This is a genomic window from Thermoplasmata archaeon (genome assembly GCA_038729465.1).
In the GTDB taxonomy this organism is placed as follows: domain Archaea; phylum Thermoplasmatota; class Thermoplasmata; order Thermoplasmatales; family ARK-15; genus JAVRLB01.
Map to the genome: position 1 here is coordinate 1 of JAVYRZ010000006.1, position 18,352 is coordinate 18,352.

Genomic DNA, 18,352 nt, shown 5'->3' on the forward strand with positions numbered 1-18,352 from the left:
TATTCTGTATCTGGAGCCATGCTGGTTGAAGTGACATTCATCCAAATATAATAAGTTAGTATTTTCTGAGATCAGATCAAAGAGTTTTTTTAAAATTGTCTTTAAGATCTCTTTCTCCTTTTGCGATAATAGATCTGGGTCTTCTTAACCTAAATCCAAGTTTGTGAAATATGTTTTGGCACTGTCTTACCTCAAGATCTATGTTATATTTGTCCAGCAAATATCTTTTCAGAAGAATGCCATCCCCCATGTTCTGAAAATAACCAAATTCGTGAGGATCCTTTCTTAAATCTCTATTAATATCATTGAGAATCTCGCTGGATAGTTTTGATGGTCTTCCAGATTTCTCTATATCATAAAATGCTCCTAATCCATCAGAGTTAAATGAATTGATCCAGCACTCTATTGTTCTTGGAGAATGTCTCAATATTTTTGCAAACTCATAAGACCATGCAGTCTATGATCGTATCTGGATTCAGAATTTCTTTTAATTTCATTCTGTATAGTAAAGATCATGTACATTTTAAATATATAAATATGCGCAATTATTTATTACGCCGTGTATAATAACAAATTATATAAGCAAAAATGTAATTAAAGGGTGCGATGAGTAATATATTTGATTATGAATCTCTGTTAAAGAGAGCTAGAGAAAAAATGCCTACACTGACAACTTCAAATGATCGATTTCAGATACCTGAAGCAGATTTAATGATAGAAGGTAAAAACACAATATTTCGTAACTTTGTAGAAATAGCAAAAAAGATAGATAGAGATCCATCGCATCTTTCTAAATTTTTATTACGGGAACTTGGTACTGCCGGTATTTTACAAGGAGATAGACTGATATTTAAAGGAAAAGTATCACCTATAAATGTAAAATTAAAGATTAATGATTACATTAAAATTTATGTCTTGTGTTATGAGTGTGGCAGTCCAGATACAATGCTTAGAAAAGAAGATAGAATTGAGATATTAGTTTGTAAAGCTTGTGGCGCCAGTAGACCTGTCTCAGCTAAAATTGATATTCGAGTGCAGGAAGAAAAAATTGAAGAGGGAAAGATATATGACTTGGAAATATCTGATTTAAGTAGAGATGGTGATGGAATAGCCAGAAAGGGAGAATATATGATTTATGTGCCAGGATCAAAAAAAGGGCAGAAACTCAAAGTTAAAATTGAAAAAATAAAAAAGAATATTGGTTTTGGATCTATCGTGAAGTAGAGGTGAATTTCTAATGACATTATCAAAAATGGTTAAAGAACAGCTTAATAGCCCTTCTCCAATCAGGCAGATTATGAAAATTGCGGAGAGACAAAACATCATTAACATGGGATTAAATCCTGATGATCTAATTTCTTTTGGTGGTGGCTGGGTCAATCATTATTCTCCAGAAGAGCTCAGGGATAGTTACCTAAAAGTTGTAAACGATAAGGAAGAGTTCCATAAAAGTGGAGCTTACAGTGCGACATTGGGCACAAATGAGCTTAGAGATAAACTTAGAGAAATGGAATACAGTATTTACAGGATGAAAGTTAACTTGGAAAACATTATTATTGGAGCAAGTAGCACTCAGCTGACGATAGATCTATTCAGGACAATATTAGATCCTCGTGACAGTGTACTGTTTTTAGATCCAACATATGCCAATTATATGGGGCAAATTGGTTTTGTAGATCCAAGTATAAAAGTTAGATTTTTGCAAGTATTGGACCCAGAGTCATGGCGATATTTTGGAGACAAAAAACTGATTTTTGAAAGATTAGAAAAAGAGTTTGAAAATAACAGACCTAAGTTAATTCTATTTCCTTCCCCCGATAATCCGACGAGTCAGATACCAGATTATGATTTTGTAAAATCTGTTTTTAAAATAGCAAAAGATTATAATGCTTATGTCGCCATAGATACTGCTTACAAATCTCAGTATTTTTCAGAAAACTATCCTACTTATTTTTCTGATGGACCTCTAGATTATGAAAATTTAATACTTATTGAATCTAATTCTAAGTGGGGTAGAGGGTTGGGAAGAAGGTTGGGATGGGTTATCGCAGATTCAGAGATCATAAATGCCTTAGAACGTGTACAGCAGGCAACAGTACTTTGCCCAGATACGCTCCATCAAATGGCACTTTACAATTATTTAGACCAGAACATTAAGAATGGAAACCTAAACAAGTATCTTCAAAAATCAAGAGAAATGTATAAAAAGGCAGCTACGGTAACAGCAAAGGCTATAGAGCAAGAGATAGGTTACCCATACTTAAAACCTGAGGGTGGACTTTATACAGTGATGAAAGTACCTTATAATGGTGACAAATTTGTAATGGACGTGTTGAAAAATACGGGAGTTCTATTTATTCCGGGTGCTGGTTTTGGTAAAAGCCTTGAAAATGGAGTAAGAATTTCTTATGGGCCACTTGTGCTAAATACTTCTCTCATCGAAGAGGGAATGGAAAAAGTAGGTGCATATCTAAAAAAATGAAAGTTGTACTAGATACAAATATTTTATTACTTCCATTTACCACGAAAATTAATCTTGACACAGAGCTGAACAGGCTAAATTTTACAGAAATTTATGTACCAACTTGTGTGGTTGAAGAACTAAAGAAACTTGCAATAAAGAATAACAATGCTAAATCTGCATTGAACCTTATTCATAAATATAATAACGTCATAACCACTAAAAAAGGAGATTTAGGTGTTATAGAGGCATCAGAAAAGCTAAATGCTGCAGTAGCTACCAATGATAAAGAATTAAGAAGAATTTTAAAGGAGAAAAGTATTATAAGAGTCATACCAAGACAAAAATCATATCTGATGGTGGAAAAATGACATTTAAGGAATTGGATATATTAAAATATCTGGCTTTGAAAGGAGCAGATAAACAATTTATTACCATTACAACGAATGCCTGCGCAAAAGAAATGAATATAAGCCAGCAATCGTTTTCTAGAAAAATTCTGATATTAGACAAATATAAATATATCAGCAGGTCAATGGGCGTAAAATCACAAAAAATTAAAATTACTGAAGAAGGCTTAACAGTGCTTAAAAAAGAGATGATTGATTATATGAAAATATTTGAAATGAATAACAATATAGAACTTGAGGGAAAAGTAGTTTCTGGGCTTGGAGAAGGGTACTACTATATGAAAGAGAGGAATTATAGGGACCAGATCATTAAAAAACTTAATATAAAACCTTTTTTGGGCACTCTTAACGTTAAGGTAAACAGTGAGTATTTACCTAAACTAGAATTGATTAGAGCTGCCCAAGGCATAGTAATAGAAGGATTTAAAACTGAAGATAGATCATTCGGAGACGTAATAGCTTATCATGCTAAAATTGAAGAGATTAACGCGGCATTAATTATACCAGACAGAACTCATTATACGGATACAATCGAGATAATTTCCGCAATAAAATTAAGAGATTTTTTCAAACTGAAAGATGGGGATCAGATAAAAATAATAATAAATATATAAAGAAAAGTTAGTATTAGTAATCCTCCGATATTTAGATAGGAAATACGCGGACTGTTTTTGATAGATGCTTATATATAAGAAATAATTAAAACTTCCAAAGCAAAGCTTTATCATCACAAAAAAGTATTGAAAAACATTTTGGTGATTGCAGGTTTGTTTGCAACTATTTTTATCAGAACATATCATTGTGAAAACTGTGAATAGGGTTAGATAGAGATCTGAACACATCGCTAAACATGGCGAAGATAGAAACGTTAAAAGCAGGTTAGCGCAATCTGAATTTACGTTTGTGGAGATTGCAACATTCTGCTAGCATGAAATATATCCGTACACTCTTGGGCATAGGGGCAAGGAAACTCCGATACTTTAGCTGAGGAGTAGCTCAAATTATGTTTTTTAAGATATCTTGTTGATCCATTTCTCGTTCACAATATTTGCATTTTATCTTAATTGGTTTTGAGGATATTGTTATAAATTCAGGTTCTATTGGTTCATTTTGATTAGTAACACAGCTTGGATTGGAGCATTTTACAATACCTTTTAGTGATTTCGGTACCTGAACTCTGTATTTCTCTGTTACTTCATAGTTTTTTATAATGTTTACTGTAGCAGAAGTAGTAATCAAAGATATTTTATTTATTTCTTTTTCGCCAATGTATCTATCTTCTATCTTTACAATATCCTTAAATTTTTTGGACTTACTGCTTACATGCATTAAAATACTAATTGTAGATCCAATATCGTCTTCAATTCCCAATATCTTCAATACTTTCAGCGCGAAACCGCTATCTATATGATCTAGCACTATTCCGTTTTTTATTTTTTGAACTTTTAATGTTTGTTCATCCATATTTATCTAGCTCCCAGTACCATGCTCAAAAGTGCCATTCTTATAGGCACACCATTAGCCGCTTGCGTGAAATACTTTGCGTTAGGTAAAGCGTCAACGTCTGTACTTATCTCATTTATGCGAGGCAGTGGATGCATCACTATTACATTTTCCTTTGCTTTTTCTAACAATTTTCTATCTATTATATAAGATCCTGCAACTTTCTGGTACTCGTTTATGTCCCCAAAACGTTCTTTTTGAATTCTAGTAACATAAATTACATCTAGATCTTTTATTACTTCTTCAAGATTGTCAGTAACTATATGGTTAACTCTGTCTGATATCTCTCTAATTATGTAATCCGGCATCTGTAAAAGTTTTGGCGATATAAAATAAAGGTTGGCACCAAACTCTGCCAATGCATGTGTTAATGAATGGACGGTTCTTCCATATTTCAGATCTCCAACAAATCCAATGTTAATGTTGTTTAACCTTCCCTTCTCTTTCTTTATGGTATATAAATCCAGAAGAGTCTGCGTTGGGTGCTGGCCAGCACCATCCCCTGCATTAATGACAGGGTGATCTGCAAAATGAGCGGCTAGTTTAGCAGCACCTTCATAAGAATGTCTTATTACTATCACATCTGAATACGCGTCGACCATTCGAATAGTATCTGCAAGTGTTTCTCCCTTTGCAAAAGAAGTGCTTTTGGGATCTGAGAAAGTTATTACATTTCCTCCAAGCTTGAACATACTAGCTTCAAACGACATTTTAGTTCTGGTGCTAGGCTCAAAAAAAAGTGTAGCAAGAACCTTGCCCTTCAATATATCTAAACTGTTTCCATTAACATAGGGAACCATTGTGTCAGCAACTCTGAAAATCTCTTCAATATCATCCTTTTTCAGGTCTTTTATAGAGACTATATCTTTTCCTTTAATCATTATTAACAGTTAATAAAATACTTTGATTTAATATTTTGCAATTTTTATGAATAAAATTCTGGTTGAAAAAATAAAAGCGCGTAAAACACAGAAATAAGTTAGCAAGTAAAATAAAGTTAGCAGTAATCCTCCAGTATTTAGATAGGGGATATATGGACTGTTTTCAATAGATGATTATATATAAGAAATGATTAAAACTGTCAAAGCAAAGCTTTATCATCACAAAAAAGTATTAGAAAAACCTCTTTTTGTTGCAGATTTGTTTGTAACTATTTTTATTAGAAAATATCATTGTGAAAACTGTGAATAGAATTAGACAGAGATCTGAACACATCGCTAAACATGGCGAAGATAGAAATGATAAAAGTAGGAGTGGTGCAATTTGAATTACGCCTGTGACGGTTATCCTGCTAATATGAAATATCTCTGTAAAAGCAGATATTCGTGATCCTAAAAAGCTCCGATGCTTTAGTTGAGGATTAGCTATTACAAAAATAATTGTTGCACATATTTATTTAGGCTATAGTAACTTTCTTGTTTAAAATATAGAATAAAACTTTTTTATGTTATCTGAAATATTGCCATTAAATATCGCGCTTGCAGCCACTAGATAATCCGCACCAGCCTCAATTATAGCCTTTGCATTACTTTGATTTACACCACCATCTACCTCGATCTTAATGTTCAAATTATTTTTTAGAATAATTTCTTTAATATTTTTTATTTTATTGAGTGATTCGATTATAAATTTTTGACCTGAAAAACCAGGATGAACCGACATAACTAATATGAAATCTATATACTTAAGAAAACCAGAAACCTTGAAAACATCTGTTTCAGGATTGATGGCCAAACCAATCATAATATTAGATTTTTTAGCTTGTTTCAATATTTTATCATCTTTAATTGTCTCAACATGAACAGTGATAATATCCGATCCTGCACTTATAAATTGATCCATATACTTTTCTGGGTGTTCAATCATTAAGTGGCTGTCTAATTTAGCCGATGTTACTCTTCTTATACTTTCTACAACAATAGGCCCAAAAGATATATTCGGAACAAAATGACCGTCCATTATGTCTAAGTGAAACATACTAATTCCATTAGCTTCGCATTCTTTTATATCTTTTTCTAAATTAGCAAAGTTAGCAGAAAGTATAGATGGCACTAATATAACCATAAGTAAGTTAATAATCAGGTATTATATTAACTCTTTTTTAATTGGTTTGAATATAGATTAAATATGCTCTATAATATCTTGAGGTCTGCTACAATATGCCATATATGTGGAGCATATGATTTTACTACGGAAAAATATAGAAGTTTATACTCAAATCCATATCTTTTAGAATAATTGTCTAAAACTAAACTCTTATTTTTCAATTCTTCAGTAGTCCATGTATTGTGAAAATGGATTGTTCCTTTTCCATCTGCCAACAATGAAAGTGCCTTAGGTATAAATTTTTCAGTATTTATATATCCCATCAAAATACGGTTTGCTTTTGCTTTATCAAAGTTTCTATTATCTCCTAAATATGGCTCAATATTATCAATATTATTCAACTTAATATTCTCTTTAAGATATTTAAAGGCAACAGGATTTAATTCACATGCATAAATCTTTATTGGCTTTTGATATTTTGCTAGAGGTAATGCAAAATAACCGATCCCGGCAAACATGTCTATAATTGTTTCAGAATCAACATTGATCTTGCTCATCCTTATTCTTTCATTCACGTTTCCAGAAGAAAACATAATTTTAATTGCGTCAAATTTATATTTTATACTATTCTCTATATGTATTGTTTCAGATTCATTCCCATAAATTATATCCATATCCGGAACTCTGATTATGTCATGAATCTTACCTTTCTCATTAAGTATGGTTTTGACGTTTAACTCTTTAGCGTAAACAGGTAAAATCTGATTTTTAAAAGGTTCTAGTATGGGTGGATATTTCAATATTAGCACAGATCCATATTTTTCCCATCTATTGGGAAGATGCTCCTTTAAACTTTCAGAAATATCTAACTTTGCCTTTATTTTTTCAAAAGGAGAAAGAGTCCCTGATCTCTCAGTACCGTTATATTCTATTACCTGAAGATCAGTATTTTTAATATACTCAGTTATAGGAAGTATCAGGTTGTTGTTAACAAGTTCTATTTTCCTAGTATGATCTAACTTTTTAGCTATTTCTAACTTTTTCCGGATTCTCTCTCCATTCTTTTTTTCTACTTTAACTGCATACATCTTTTTACTATCTAATAGATTTTGTCAAATCTTCGTTGATAAGATCTGGCCTGTTATCATCTGCTCTGTACATATGTAAATTTTCAGCTCGGTTTTTTTACATTTATATCACTACCATATATGAACTTTCCTAAAGATCAGATGCCTGACAGGTATCGCAAAAAAAGCCGGCCGTTAAAAAAATTTACTATTCAGGCAATGTTATCTCATGAAAAGATTTATATGAATTTTCGTATTAATGCTTTTAGTAGAAAATTTGAGGTGATTTATGAAATGACACAGAAACCAGTAGTCGATGAACCAACATGCATTGCTTGTGGAATATGCGCATCAGTATGTCCTGCGAATCCAATAGTTTTTGAAATACAAAATGTAAGTAAAGTAATACATCCAGAAGCTTGCATTGATGGATGCACTGAATGTTTAGATAACTGCCCAACTGGCTCTATAACAATTCAAAAATAAACACTCTCTTTTTTTATTTTAGATTTGCTAATTCTTATTTGAGAAGAGATAGTATAACATTTTTCAATTTTGGCACAGTATCGAATAACTCTAACTCAGATACTGAGATCCATTTATATTCAGTATGCTCCCAATCTATCTTAATAGTATCTATGTCTATTTCCCAGAGAAAGGTGTAAATTTTCCACAATGTTTCATGATCTCTCGTATAAATAAAATTTCCTTGTTTTAGAAGTTTTAAATGCTCTTTTTTCAGGCCTGTTTCTTCTTCTATTTCTATCATGGATCTGGATAATGGTTCATCCTTAGGCTCTATATAACCCGATACTCCAGCCCATTTATTTTTGTTTGTCTTAACTTTATCGCTTCTTTTAAGTATCAAAATCTTGTCTTTGTATTTTAATATCCCAGTAACTACTTCTACAGGTTCAATGTTTATCTCTATTTTATTGTCGTTAATCTTTACATAATCATTATCTGCGAATATATCTATATCGATCATATCTATTGTAGGAATATTGCTCATTACTGCACCAGTAGCTACAATCTCATCAATTTTTCTGCAAATCATCGCCCTTGGAGCAACATTATAATATTTTAGAGAGTAAATAACATAAGATCCTACAGTACTTCCTTTTCCTCGATCAAATACAAAAATAGAATCTTTAATCTCTCTATCTTTGCATAATCCACTATTTATTTTAGATGTTATTGAATCAACACCGCCCAAAAATGAAACAGATTCATCACATTTTATAACAGACCCTTCTGCCTTTCCTTTGTATATAGTTCTGCCTTCAATTATCATTTACAGACCATCTCCAAAAGTGTATAAATATCATAAAATACAGTATCCTGGTTAGAGTAGTTTGGTAATCTTAGATAGTAAACTGCCTTCCCTGAGTTTGTTGCAGTAACATTAAATTTTAGATTTATAGGTGCAACAACCATACAAGTGTCTGCATAAACTTTACCGCCAAAATCTTCTATCTGAGCCACGTAATTGTAAGCTTTCTGTTTTGTAGATCGCGACGTAAATAACCACAATTCTACATTATCTTTTTTCTTCTTGTTTTTTAAGTATAATGCAATTTCTTTTAATTCTAAATAGGATAAATGAGGACATCCTAAAGCCACGAGTTCCGGATCTTTATGGCTATTAAATTTCTCTCGATATTCTTTTATATCATTTTCCTCAATCGTTATTTTTTCTAATCCTTGGTCCGACATTTTCCATTCTGGTGTGATCATCTCAGCATGAAACATTGGTATTGCACCGGTTGCGTTCATAGCTGCACCTAGGCTTTTTAATGCACTTTCTGTATAGTCTCTGATACCTGTAATATAAGGTATCCCATTCTTAACTTTTTCTCCTATCAATAACCCAATTACAGCAAAGTCAGCCATTGAGGGTGTAAACTTCAAAACTATTTTTACAGTTGCCTTTCTATTTTCGGAAATGTGCAATCCGTATAATGGAGTTTTTCCCAACAATGCTGCAGCCATCGCAGATACCCCGCTTTCTCTATTGGTTCTGGCTCCAAGTATTGAATTTGCGTAAATTACAGCTGAAGATTCTGCCCAAGCTATATCATCACCAAACGATGGAATATTCTCAAAATAATAGGGGGTGCAAGTGTAAGTAGCGAGTACTCCCATTGATTTATAAAGATTTAAAATTTTGATCTGCTTTGCAATAAAGTCCGAAGATAAATTTAAATAGTGTGGGTACTCCATATCAAATCCAATGGGATTTAATGTAGTTTTTACCTTCACTTTCTCTCCTTTAAAATGTTGTAGAAAATCTATCCCACCATCCCCAATATTTTTATATGACACTCCAGAAATCTGCGCAGATTTTATTTCAATTAATTTTTCTGCACCAAAAATTGCACCTAAAGAATTTAACAACTCCATTGCTTTTTGCAGTGCAGTTCCTTTTTCTCCTTGTAATATTTGCTCTTCATCATTGCTTAAATACATATTTTATCAATATGCCTATAAAATATTAAAAATCTTGCATGTGTTTTTTAAATTGTATAACTTTTCTCAATGATTTTTTCTTCTTTTCCAATTTCAGCTACTACCTCAATGTATTCTTTTATGCCTGACGTGTTAATCTTGTTTTTTAGAAGTTCGTCAATCTGAAATATTCCTGCAGAATTACGCATTTTAATCTTTATAGATATAGGCACATTTGCACCTTCTCCTATTTCTATACTTTCTATAGCCATTGCAGACACAGAGTAAATATTTACCTTGCCGGCGTTAAATGGTATTCTGGCTCTGCCCTTTGCCATGTCTAGAGCATCAGCAATCTTAACTACACCTGCTTCTATTGTTAAAGGAGTTATATCTGAACGATGAGAATAGATGCAATGCAATATTTCTACTTTCATTATCTCTTTTTTCTCTTTATCATAGACATCTTTCAGTAAATTTTCTAATATATCTATCGCTAAAAAAGTACTTAATAGTTCGTGATCTACGCGATGTATGGAATGCCCGATATCATGTAAAATTGAGCCTAAAAAAACCACAACTTCTGCATCTTCATTTGAATATGCATAATTTTTAACAATTGTTGGAGTTATACCCTTTTTAATTAATATTCTTAACAGCTTTAATGCTATGTTAGTAACTATCCTTATATGGACAGGGCCATGATCACTAAAACCTAAGCGATCTATTGCAGTTATGTTTGATGCTTTCCATAGAGTATTTAGTTCAATACTTTCATTAACTTCTTTCAGTAATATTTCAAGTGTTTTATTATTACGAATTGGTAAATTAATATCGATCATAAAAGATGAATAGCATAATCTATTATTTTATAATTTCTAATGATCGGATGGTACAAATTTACAACTGAATTTTAGATATATAGTAACAAATAACTTAAACATCCATTTCTGACATAGAAACCTTAGATAGTTTAATTAATAACTATATCATATAGAGATATTAGATGGAAATAAAAGATCTTTATGCCCTAGTAGACGACCTTATAACTTACGATAAATTTTTAAACGAAATAGAAAAGAGAAGGGAAAAATATGGTGGATTACTTACAGATATTGCCATTGCTTATATTATAGTTGATGAGTACGGTAAAAATCCAGGTAATACGTATAAAATAAAATTTTTAATTGATGGAATAAATGCTACTGTAAGAGGTGAAGTGGTAGAGATCTCTGAAAAAGAAAATGTAAAATCTAAAGACAAGGTTCTTACAGTAAAAAAAGTAAAAATTAAAGATGATACAGGAACATGCATAGTTACATTCTGGAATGGAGATATTCCTAAACTTGAAAACGTAAAAATAGGGAGTAAAATAAAAATAGTAAACGGATACGTAAAAGAAAATGGTTATGGCCTCACCCTTTCTTTAGGCAAGTGGGGCGTTCTAATTATCGAATAAATTAAAAGTTTTCAATATTGTCTATACTAATTTCCCGTTCTGGTTTTTTAGTGTGCTTTACTATCCAGTATCTTGTAGCATATCCTGCAACTAAGTTTCTAATTCTTTTAGTTGGTACATTTGTATATAGATTAACTTTCTGTTTGTTGTTTTCAAAATCTCCATTAAATTCCTCAGGATATTTTTCCAATAGCTCTTTCGCAACATTTTTTATTATTAAAGGTCTAATGCTTCCCATATTATATCACAGTGTGAAGAGGTAAGGGCTTCTTATTTATATATTTTTTGAATCTTTGGATTTGTCAATTATCCGTTGAAAAATATTGAAAAGATTATCAATTAACACAGCTCATATCTTTCACAAAACAAATTAAATGATCAAAATAAAAGCAATGAGCACAAACAAAATGAAATAATATTTACATATCAATGAAAAATTGACAACATCCATATTTCGAAAGATTTTTAAACACTTCAAATATTATTATAGATATGAGTTATGGATTTGTTTTAGAAAACGGCATAGGCAAACTTGCTGGTTGGCATGATCCAGATTATATGAGGGAATGGTTTCGAGATAATAAAACCAGAGATTATACAAACAAGTTTATGTCTTTGTCCGACGCAGTTAGAAATTTTGTAAAAGATCAGGATTATATTGTTTTTGGAGGTTTTGGCCATGTGCGTACACCTATGGCGGCAATATATGAAATAATCAGACAGAAAAAAAGAAATTTGACCATGGGTGCAAAAACTGCTGTGCACGATGTTGATATTCTAGTAGCTGCAGGGGTTGTAGATAAAATAGAAGCTACATATACATTTGGCCACGAATTGAGAGGACTATCTCCTGCATCTAGGAGAGCAGTAGAAAATGGTACTGTAAAAGTGATTGCTGAATGGAGTAATGGTGGATTTGGATTACGATTGAAAGCAGCTGCTATGGGATTACCGTTTTTACCAAACAGAGGTGCTTTAGGCAGTGATACCTTAAAATACAGTTCTTCGAAAGTAGTAAAAGATCCGTTTAGCTACAAACCGATATCTTTGATTCCTGCATGCTATCCTGACGTAGCGTTTGTTCATGTGAACAGATCAGATATGTATGGAAACTCTCAGATTGATGGTATTACGGTTCAAGACATAGATCTTGCAAGAGCTACTAAAAGATTGATCATTACAACAGAAAAGATAGTTAGCAATGATCAAATACGTATGCATCCTGAGAGAACTGCAATACCCTATTTTTTAGTTGATGCCGTGATAAAAATACCATATGGTGCCCACCCGACAAATATGCCGTATTTATATTATTCTGATGAAGAAATTATGGCAGAATGGTTAAAAGTATCAAAAACAAGTTTAGGAGTTGAGAATTATCTTAAAAAATATGTTTATAATGTTGAAAATTTTAAAGAATACTTAGAATTAGTAGGTGGAATTGCAAAAATGAAAAAACTGAAAAAAATAGAAAAATTAGAGCTTTTACCAGATCTTAAATGGCTGGAGGCTTGAAAAAAATGAGCTATACATCTGTAGAGATGATGACCGTCGCTGCAGCGAGGGTGTTAGAAGATAAGAAAACTGTATTTGTGGGGACCGGGTTACCGTTATTATCCGCGATGCTGGCAAAACGTCTGCATGCTCCAAATCTTACATTAATATTTGAATCAGGTTCAATTGGCAGTTTGGTTCCAAGAGTCCCATTATCTGTAGGTGACTCGTTATCTTTTTACAAAGCATTGTTACTATCAGGAATGGATTACGTAATGTCTGTAGCTCAGGGCGGTTTTGTAGATTATGGATTTATTGGAGGTGCTCAGATAGATGCATATGGAAATCTAAACACTACTGTAATAGGATCATGGTATAAGCCAAAGGTTAGATTACCGGGAAGTGGTGGTAATAACGATGTTGCATCGTTTTGCTGGAAAACTATAATTATTATGAAGCAGGACAAAAGCAAGTTTGTAAAAAAGTTGGATTTTATGACCTCTCCAGGGTACATAGATAGCAAAGGTAGAGAACCTAGAGGACTACCTAAAGACACTGGGCCATTCAGGTTAATTACACAATTAGGAGTATATGATTTTAATCCGTTGACAAAGAGAATAAGATTGATAGAAACATATCCAGGCATAAGTTTACAGGATATACAAAATAACAGCAGTTTTGAAATAGAAGTTTCAGACAACGTAAAAGTTTCTGATGCACCAAACGACAATGAACTGAAGATTATGAGAGAGCTTGATCCATTAGGTGTGGTAATATCTTTTAAAAAGTGATTTACATGATAGAATTAAAAGAAGAACAGAAAATATTGATAAATACAATAGAGGAATTTGCAAAGAAAAAAATAGAGCCTATAGCTAAAAAGATAGATGAGGAAGATGAAATACCTTCAGTGCTTTACAGAGAGCTTAGAGATATAGGGTTGATGGGAATACTGATCCCACAGAAATATGGTGGTTCAGAGCTGGATATGCTTACATATTCATATATTCTAGAGATTGTAGGGAGATATTCAGGTGGTTTAGCTCTTAGCTTAGAAGCACAGAATAGCCTTGGACTCTCACATTTATATATTTATGGTAATGAGAAGCAGAGAGAGAGATATGTGCCAGAAGTAATAGCTTCGGCAAACCCGATTGCCTGGGCTTTAACAGAACCTCAGTCTGGAAGTGATGCAAAAAATCTTCAGACTAAAGCTCTAAAAAAAGATGACAAATATATAATAACAGGATCTAAGATATTTATTACCCATGGAGTGCATTCAGACTATTTGATATTATTTGCTAAGACTGAAAAAGGTATATCTGCATTTATAGTAGACGGTCATGCTAAAGGAATTGAAAGAAATGCAATAAAGAATAAATTAGGTGTTAGAGGTACAGAGACCGCAGAGATATTTTTAAACGATGTGGAAGTTCCGGAAGAAAATCTGTTAGGCAAAGAGGGTGAAGGATACAAACAGGCAATGAACATCTTAGATGCAGGTCGCATAGCTATTGGCGCTATGGGCGTTGGTCTAGCACAAGGTGCATTTAATCTTGTTGTCTCATACATGAAAGAAAGGTCTGCTTTCGGTTCAAAATTAGAGAATTTTGAAGGTTTACAATTCAGGCTAGCAGAGCTGGGAACTGAGCTAGAAGCGGCAAGATTAATGGTTCAGCAATCAGCGCTCTTAAAAGATCAGGGAAAAACATTCAAGAAACAGGCTTCTATGGCAAAATATTTTTCGAGCCAGATCGCCATGAAGATCTCAAACTTTGCAATTCAGGTACATGGTGGGTATGGATATTTTAGAGATTTTGGAATAGACAGATATCTTCGTGACTCAAAACTTTTGGAGATAGGCGAGGGTACCAACGAAGTGCAGAGATTGATTATATTCAGAGAGCTCATGCGATAAAATATTAAAAAAGCTCATTTAAAAATCAAGAGTATGGTTTAAGTCCTTGGGGCACTAAGCGTAACGCTAGCATATGAAATTCTTGGTTGCAATAGATGATGTAGTTACATAAAGATGCTCACTTACTAACATGTCTTGATATTACCATCCTCATTGCCTCTGAGGTACCAAGGCTCAAAGTCAGATTATGAACATCTCTTGCCAATCTTTCGATTACAGTGCCTCTTGTATATCCATAACCGCCCCATATTTCAACAGCATTAGATATGTGCCTAATTGCTGCTTCTGAAACAAAGAGTTTAGTCATAGCAGCTTCTTTGCTGAAATCTTTATTTTGATCTATTAACATTGCAGTATTATAAACCATCAATCTTGCAGATTCAAGATCTGTGGCCATGTCTGCAATATACTTCTGAATAAACTGGTTTGAGATAATTGCATTACCTCCACTGTTCCTGGTTTTAGAAAATGATAAAGATTCTTCAAAAGCCCTTTGTAACATTCCTAGTCCTAATGCAGAGAGATTTACTCTACCACGATCAAAAGTAGATAATGCAACTTTAATCCCTTCATTTTCATTGCCTATTAAATTTTCTTTTGGTACAGGAGTATTTTTATAATATAATCCCGCAATGGCAGAGCCTCTAAATCCAGTCATTTTTATTGGATCTCCAACTCTAAAATTTTTAAATGATTTTTCCACAAGAAAAGCAGAGATCCCCTTTCCTTTTAATTCAGGCTTCGTTTTTGCAAAGATTATAAAGTAATCAGCAACGCTGGCATTGGTTATAAAATATTTAGACCCATTCAAAAGATAGAGATTTGTGTTTGGGTCATAGGTTGCTGTACTATTTATTCCCGAAACATCGGTACCTCCCGTGGGTTCGGTCATAGCAAAAGTTCCTATTTTTTTGCCTGTTACAATCTCTTTTAATATCTGTTTCTGAGATTCTGAACCATATAATAATAGTGTCTGGTTAAACAAACTTTCTACTTCTAGAATAAAAGCTGTATTAGGATCTACCCTCGCTACTTCTTCAATTATAATATCTAATTTCAACCTGCTCTCTCCAATCCCACCGTAAAGTTCAGGTATACCATACTTTAGTATTCCATAGTCCGCCATTGCTTTTAATGAATCTAATGGGAAAGTTTCCATTTCATCCCATTTTGACGCATTTTTTTCAAGTTTCTCTTCGCAAAAACCTCTAATTTTAGTTTTGAATTCTTCTAATTCTGGAGTTAAGAAAGAGATCATTATTATTCACCATTGGTTCTATATTCATACTTCATTATTAATTTTTTTCTAATCTGTAAATTCAATTAAAAATATAATAAATTATCTTAATTATTTAGAAAAATATATATACTATTAAAAGTTATGTATATTTGTCTGACAATTAAGGATAAAGGTGTATACTATGTCTGATCTAGATAAAGAATCTGTTAGGATTACTATAAGGATCTCTGGAGAAGCTTATGAAAAATTAGATGAACTTATAAAAAATGGTTCGTATAGAAATATTTCAGATGTCATTCGTTCTGCAATTTTGGAATTTATATCTAACAAATTTCCTCCCCAGAATATAGGGAAAGTAACTGTAGATATTCCAAAAAATACAATGGAACAACTATCTCAGCTTGTTGAAGCAGGAGATGCAGTTTCTAAAGAAGAAGAGATTAGAACTGCTATAAGAGAGTATTTAAATCGTAAGTTTAGAGAACTGGCCCGTGCTAGGTTAGATAAAGAATTTTTTAAAGGTGCAGAAGGTAATGAATCTTGAGTATTACAAAAATAAATTTGACGATAATAAAATAAAAATTAAAGAGGGTTTTAGGATATGTGCGGTTGGTGTAGGAGGAGCTGGTTCTAATACAATTAACAGAATAAGCAGATTCGGATTAAAAGACATATACACAATAGCTATAAACACAGATCCTATTCATCTAAGCACCATAAATGCCGATAAAAAAGTGCATTTGTCAAGTAGCCTTTTGCATGGGTGGGGAACTGGAGGAGACATTGAATTAGGTGAAAGGGCTATTATAGCTGCCATGGATTCCTTAAAGACCTTATTTAATGATTTTGATATTGTATTTATTATTGCTGGATTTGGCGGCGGAACCGGAACCGGTGCGACTCCTTTAATTGCAGATCTAGCAAAAAAGTCAGGTGCATTAGTTGTTAGTATTGTTTCAATCCCCTTTTCTATAGAGCGGGCAAGGGTTACAAAAGCTAAACAGGGAGTAGCAACACTTATAAATTTTTCGCAGACCATTATAATGCTTGAAAATGACAAACTTATGCAGCTTCTTCCTAATTTTCCCTTAGACAAAGCTTTTTTTGTAATGGATCAGCTCATAAGTGAGATAATATTAGCATTTTATAATATGCTAGTACAGCACAATGGCATAAATATTAATTTTTCTGAAATTAAAAAGATTTTTTCTAGTGGTAAATTATCTACTATATTATTCAGTGAAGGAGAGATTAATAACCTAAAAGATCTGGTAGATGATACTTTAAATCATCCGTTAATAGAATTAGACTATAGCAAGTCTTCTGATGCTTTAATTTATATAAACTCTGGAGAAGAGCTGACGCTCAGTGAAGTTATGTCAATCATTGATTCCATAGGATCGAAGATGAACAAAAGAGAGAGTATAATCTGGGGCACTAACATTGATCCAGCACTGAAGAACAAGATTAAGCTACTATGCATTTTAACAAATATACAATTACCATTCTTAGAAGTAAAAGACGATGATTCATTAAACAACATTTTATTTTAAAAAAAATTAAAGGAGTTATAAGGTATCAAAACCACCTATATCTTCATCTTTCTTTCTTCTTTTAAACTCGTTGTGCCGTTGCTTAACTGCTTTTTTAATGAGTGGATGAATCTTCGGTTTTTCTATAGTTTCTTCAACCAAATTATTATCTATTGGTTCAGGATGCTTTTGCCATTCTTTTATCTTTTTGTTTTCACTGTTAACGCTTTCATTCTGTATATGAAGGCTCATTACACCTCCAATGTATGCAAATATTGCCAGTATTAATAAATTTGGTGGAATATAATGTAAAAAGCTATTAAAGTTAGATATGTAATTGCTTAATGCATTTAATGGGACATATACGAACAAAAATACATTTTTTAAATATTCTGCATGTAAGGTATAAACTATTTGGAAGTTAGATAACATGTAAATAAATATAATCACAATAGAAGCAGGAATCAATACTGCAACTAATCCTTTTACCGGACTTCCTGATTTCCTCCCAGCAACATAACCAGAAATCATAGGCCCAAAAATAGGTATCCACCATAATAAAGCGTATATTACTACCGCGTAGAACATGCCTTTTAAAATGCCATAAGTTTTTTTAATGTTGATCATTTTTATCATCTTTTTGTCTTATTTATGTCTGACAATAATACATTATATAATACTATTATATAAACTTTTTTATTATGAACGTCAGACTTATCTCAGACAATAAAAAATTCAGAGGGTTAATAATAGATAATTTTTTATCTAAACACT

22 protein-coding genes are annotated in these 18,352 nt (G+C 32.5%); 11 read left to right on the forward strand and 11 right to left on the reverse strand.

The window, feature by feature from the left end; all coding sequences use genetic code 11:
- Positions 1 to 76: 76 nt before the first annotated feature.
- On the reverse strand, positions 77 to 427 hold the full coding sequence (locus QXQ25_02955) for a winged helix-turn-helix domain-containing protein (protein ID MEM0160667.1): 351 nt from the start codon (positions 425 to 427) through the stop codon (positions 77 to 79).
- Between the two features lie 179 nt (positions 428 to 606).
- Here QXQ25_02955 and QXQ25_02960 point away from each other — a divergent pair, with 179 nt between their 5' ends.
- The 4 genes from QXQ25_02960 to QXQ25_02975 are packed head-to-tail and all read left to right on the forward strand — an operon-like array spanning position 607 to position 3,485.
- Positions 607 to 1,224: a translation initiation factor IF-2 subunit beta gene (locus tag QXQ25_02960; protein ID MEM0160668.1), complete on the forward strand. Its 618-nt coding sequence runs from the start codon at positions 607 to 609 to the stop codon at positions 1,222 to 1,224.
- 13 nt (positions 1,225 to 1,237) lie between these two features.
- Positions 1,238 to 2,482: a pyridoxal phosphate-dependent aminotransferase gene (locus QXQ25_02965; GenBank protein MEM0160669.1), complete on the forward strand. Its 1,245-nt coding sequence runs from the start codon at positions 1,238 to 1,240 to the stop codon at positions 2,480 to 2,482.
- The gene (locus tag QXQ25_02970) at positions 2,479 to 2,832 is read left to right on the forward strand and encodes a PIN domain-containing protein (GenBank protein ID MEM0160670.1); all 354 of its coding nucleotides are present in this window, start codon (positions 2,479 to 2,481) and stop codon (positions 2,830 to 2,832) included. The genes QXQ25_02965 and QXQ25_02970 overlap by 4 nt, the downstream gene beginning before the upstream one ends.
- Positions 2,829 to 3,485 carry a DUF120 domain-containing protein gene (locus QXQ25_02975; protein MEM0160671.1) on the forward strand — a complete coding sequence of 219 codons (657 nt, stop codon included), beginning with the start codon at positions 2,829 to 2,831 and terminating at the stop codon, positions 3,483 to 3,485. Before QXQ25_02970 ends, QXQ25_02975 begins: the two co-directional genes overlap by 4 nt.
- Before the next feature lie 382 nt (positions 3,486 to 3,867).
- On the opposite strand, the gene pyrI is transcribed toward QXQ25_02975, so the two are convergent.
- From pyrI to QXQ25_02995, 4 genes are all read right to left on the reverse strand, one after another.
- Positions 3,868 to 4,335 carry an aspartate carbamoyltransferase regulatory subunit gene (pyrI, locus tag QXQ25_02980; protein MEM0160672.1) on the reverse strand — a complete coding sequence of 156 codons (468 nt, stop codon included), beginning with the start codon at positions 4,333 to 4,335 and terminating at the stop codon, positions 3,868 to 3,870.
- Positions 4,336 to 4,337: 2 nt separating this feature from the next.
- A complete protein-coding gene (gene pyrB, locus QXQ25_02985) occupies positions 4,338 to 5,255 on the reverse strand; it encodes an aspartate carbamoyltransferase (protein ID MEM0160673.1) in 918 nt (305 codons plus the stop codon).
- A 538-nt stretch (positions 5,256 to 5,793) separates the two neighbouring features.
- A complete protein-coding gene (rpe, locus tag QXQ25_02990) occupies positions 5,794 to 6,438 on the reverse strand; it encodes a ribulose-phosphate 3-epimerase (GenBank protein ID MEM0160674.1) in 645 nt (214 codons plus the stop codon).
- A gap of 68 nt (positions 6,439 to 6,506) precedes the next feature.
- Positions 6,507 to 7,508: a class I SAM-dependent methyltransferase family protein gene (locus QXQ25_02995; protein MEM0160675.1), complete on the reverse strand. Its 1,002-nt coding sequence runs from the start codon at positions 7,506 to 7,508 to the stop codon at positions 6,507 to 6,509.
- Positions 7,509 to 7,781: 273 nt separating this feature from the next.
- On the opposite strand from QXQ25_02995, the gene QXQ25_03000 reads away from it, so the two are divergent.
- The gene (locus tag QXQ25_03000) at positions 7,782 to 7,973 is read left to right on the forward strand and encodes a 4Fe-4S binding protein (GenBank protein ID MEM0160676.1); all 192 of its coding nucleotides are present in this window, start codon (positions 7,782 to 7,784) and stop codon (positions 7,971 to 7,973) included.
- A gap of 34 nt (positions 7,974 to 8,007) precedes the next feature.
- Here the strand turns inward: QXQ25_03000 and QXQ25_03005 are convergent, their stop codons facing one another.
- From QXQ25_03005 to QXQ25_03015, 3 genes are read right to left on the reverse strand one after another with little or no spacing between them, the layout of a single operon-like run.
- Complete coding sequence (locus tag QXQ25_03005; GenBank protein ID MEM0160677.1) at positions 8,008 to 8,781, reverse strand: DUF126 domain-containing protein; 774 nt, start codon at positions 8,779 to 8,781, stop codon at positions 8,008 to 8,010.
- The gene (locus QXQ25_03010) at positions 8,778 to 9,956 is read right to left on the reverse strand and encodes an aconitase X catalytic domain-containing protein (protein MEM0160678.1); all 1,179 of its coding nucleotides are present in this window, start codon (positions 9,954 to 9,956) and stop codon (positions 8,778 to 8,780) included. The genes QXQ25_03005 and QXQ25_03010 overlap by 4 nt, the downstream gene beginning before the upstream one ends.
- Before the next feature lie 47 nt (positions 9,957 to 10,003).
- On the reverse strand, positions 10,004 to 10,777 hold the full coding sequence (locus QXQ25_03015) for an HD domain-containing protein (GenBank protein MEM0160679.1): 774 nt from the start codon (positions 10,775 to 10,777) through the stop codon (positions 10,004 to 10,006).
- A 164-nt stretch (positions 10,778 to 10,941) separates the two neighbouring features.
- On the opposite strand from QXQ25_03015, the gene QXQ25_03020 reads away from it, so the two are divergent.
- Positions 10,942 to 11,394, forward strand: a complete 453-nt coding sequence (locus QXQ25_03020) for an OB-fold nucleic acid binding domain-containing protein (protein ID MEM0160680.1) — start codon at positions 10,942 to 10,944, stop codon at positions 11,392 to 11,394.
- A gap of 1 nt (position 11,395) precedes the next feature.
- Here the strand turns inward: QXQ25_03020 and QXQ25_03025 are convergent, their stop codons facing one another.
- Positions 11,396 to 11,632, reverse strand: a complete 237-nt coding sequence (locus tag QXQ25_03025; protein MEM0160681.1) for a 30S ribosomal protein S17e — start codon at positions 11,630 to 11,632, stop codon at positions 11,396 to 11,398.
- Positions 11,633 to 11,886: 254 nt separating this feature from the next.
- Between QXQ25_03025 and QXQ25_03030 the strand changes: the two genes are divergently transcribed.
- The 3 genes from QXQ25_03030 to QXQ25_03040 are packed head-to-tail and all read left to right on the forward strand — an operon-like array spanning position 11,887 to position 14,806.
- Entirely contained in the window at positions 11,887 to 12,909 is a 1,023-nt protein-coding gene (locus tag QXQ25_03030; protein MEM0160682.1) for a CoA-transferase, read from the forward strand.
- Positions 12,894 to 13,679 carry a CoA-transferase gene (locus QXQ25_03035; protein MEM0160683.1) on the forward strand — a complete coding sequence of 262 codons (786 nt, stop codon included), beginning with the start codon at positions 12,894 to 12,896 and terminating at the stop codon, positions 13,677 to 13,679. Before QXQ25_03030 ends, QXQ25_03035 begins: the two co-directional genes overlap by 16 nt.
- Positions 13,680 to 13,684: 5 nt before the next feature.
- Entirely contained in the window at positions 13,685 to 14,806 is a 1,122-nt protein-coding gene (locus QXQ25_03040; GenBank protein ID MEM0160684.1) for an acyl-CoA dehydrogenase family protein, read from the forward strand.
- 118 nt (positions 14,807 to 14,924) lie between these two features.
- On the opposite strand, the gene QXQ25_03045 is transcribed toward QXQ25_03040, so the two are convergent.
- Positions 14,925 to 16,064 carry an acyl-CoA dehydrogenase family protein gene (locus tag QXQ25_03045; GenBank protein MEM0160685.1) on the reverse strand — a complete coding sequence of 380 codons (1,140 nt, stop codon included), beginning with the start codon at positions 16,062 to 16,064 and terminating at the stop codon, positions 14,925 to 14,927.
- 163 nt (positions 16,065 to 16,227) lie between these two features.
- Between QXQ25_03045 and QXQ25_03050 the strand changes: the two genes are divergently transcribed.
- Positions 16,228 to 16,590 (forward strand): ribbon-helix-helix domain-containing protein, encoded by a 363-nt coding sequence (locus tag QXQ25_03050; GenBank protein MEM0160686.1) that lies wholly within the window; start codon positions 16,228 to 16,230, stop codon positions 16,588 to 16,590.
- Positions 16,580 to 17,599 (forward strand): cell division protein FtsZ, encoded by a 1,020-nt coding sequence (locus tag QXQ25_03055; GenBank protein MEM0160687.1) that lies wholly within the window; start codon positions 16,580 to 16,582, stop codon positions 17,597 to 17,599. The genes QXQ25_03050 and QXQ25_03055 overlap by 11 nt, the downstream gene beginning before the upstream one ends.
- 15 nt (positions 17,600 to 17,614) lie before the next feature.
- Here the strand turns inward: QXQ25_03055 and QXQ25_03060 are convergent, their stop codons facing one another.
- Positions 17,615 to 18,205: a hypothetical protein gene (locus QXQ25_03060; GenBank protein MEM0160688.1), complete on the reverse strand. Its 591-nt coding sequence runs from the start codon at positions 18,203 to 18,205 to the stop codon at positions 17,615 to 17,617.
- Positions 18,206 to 18,352 lie beyond the last annotated feature (147 nt).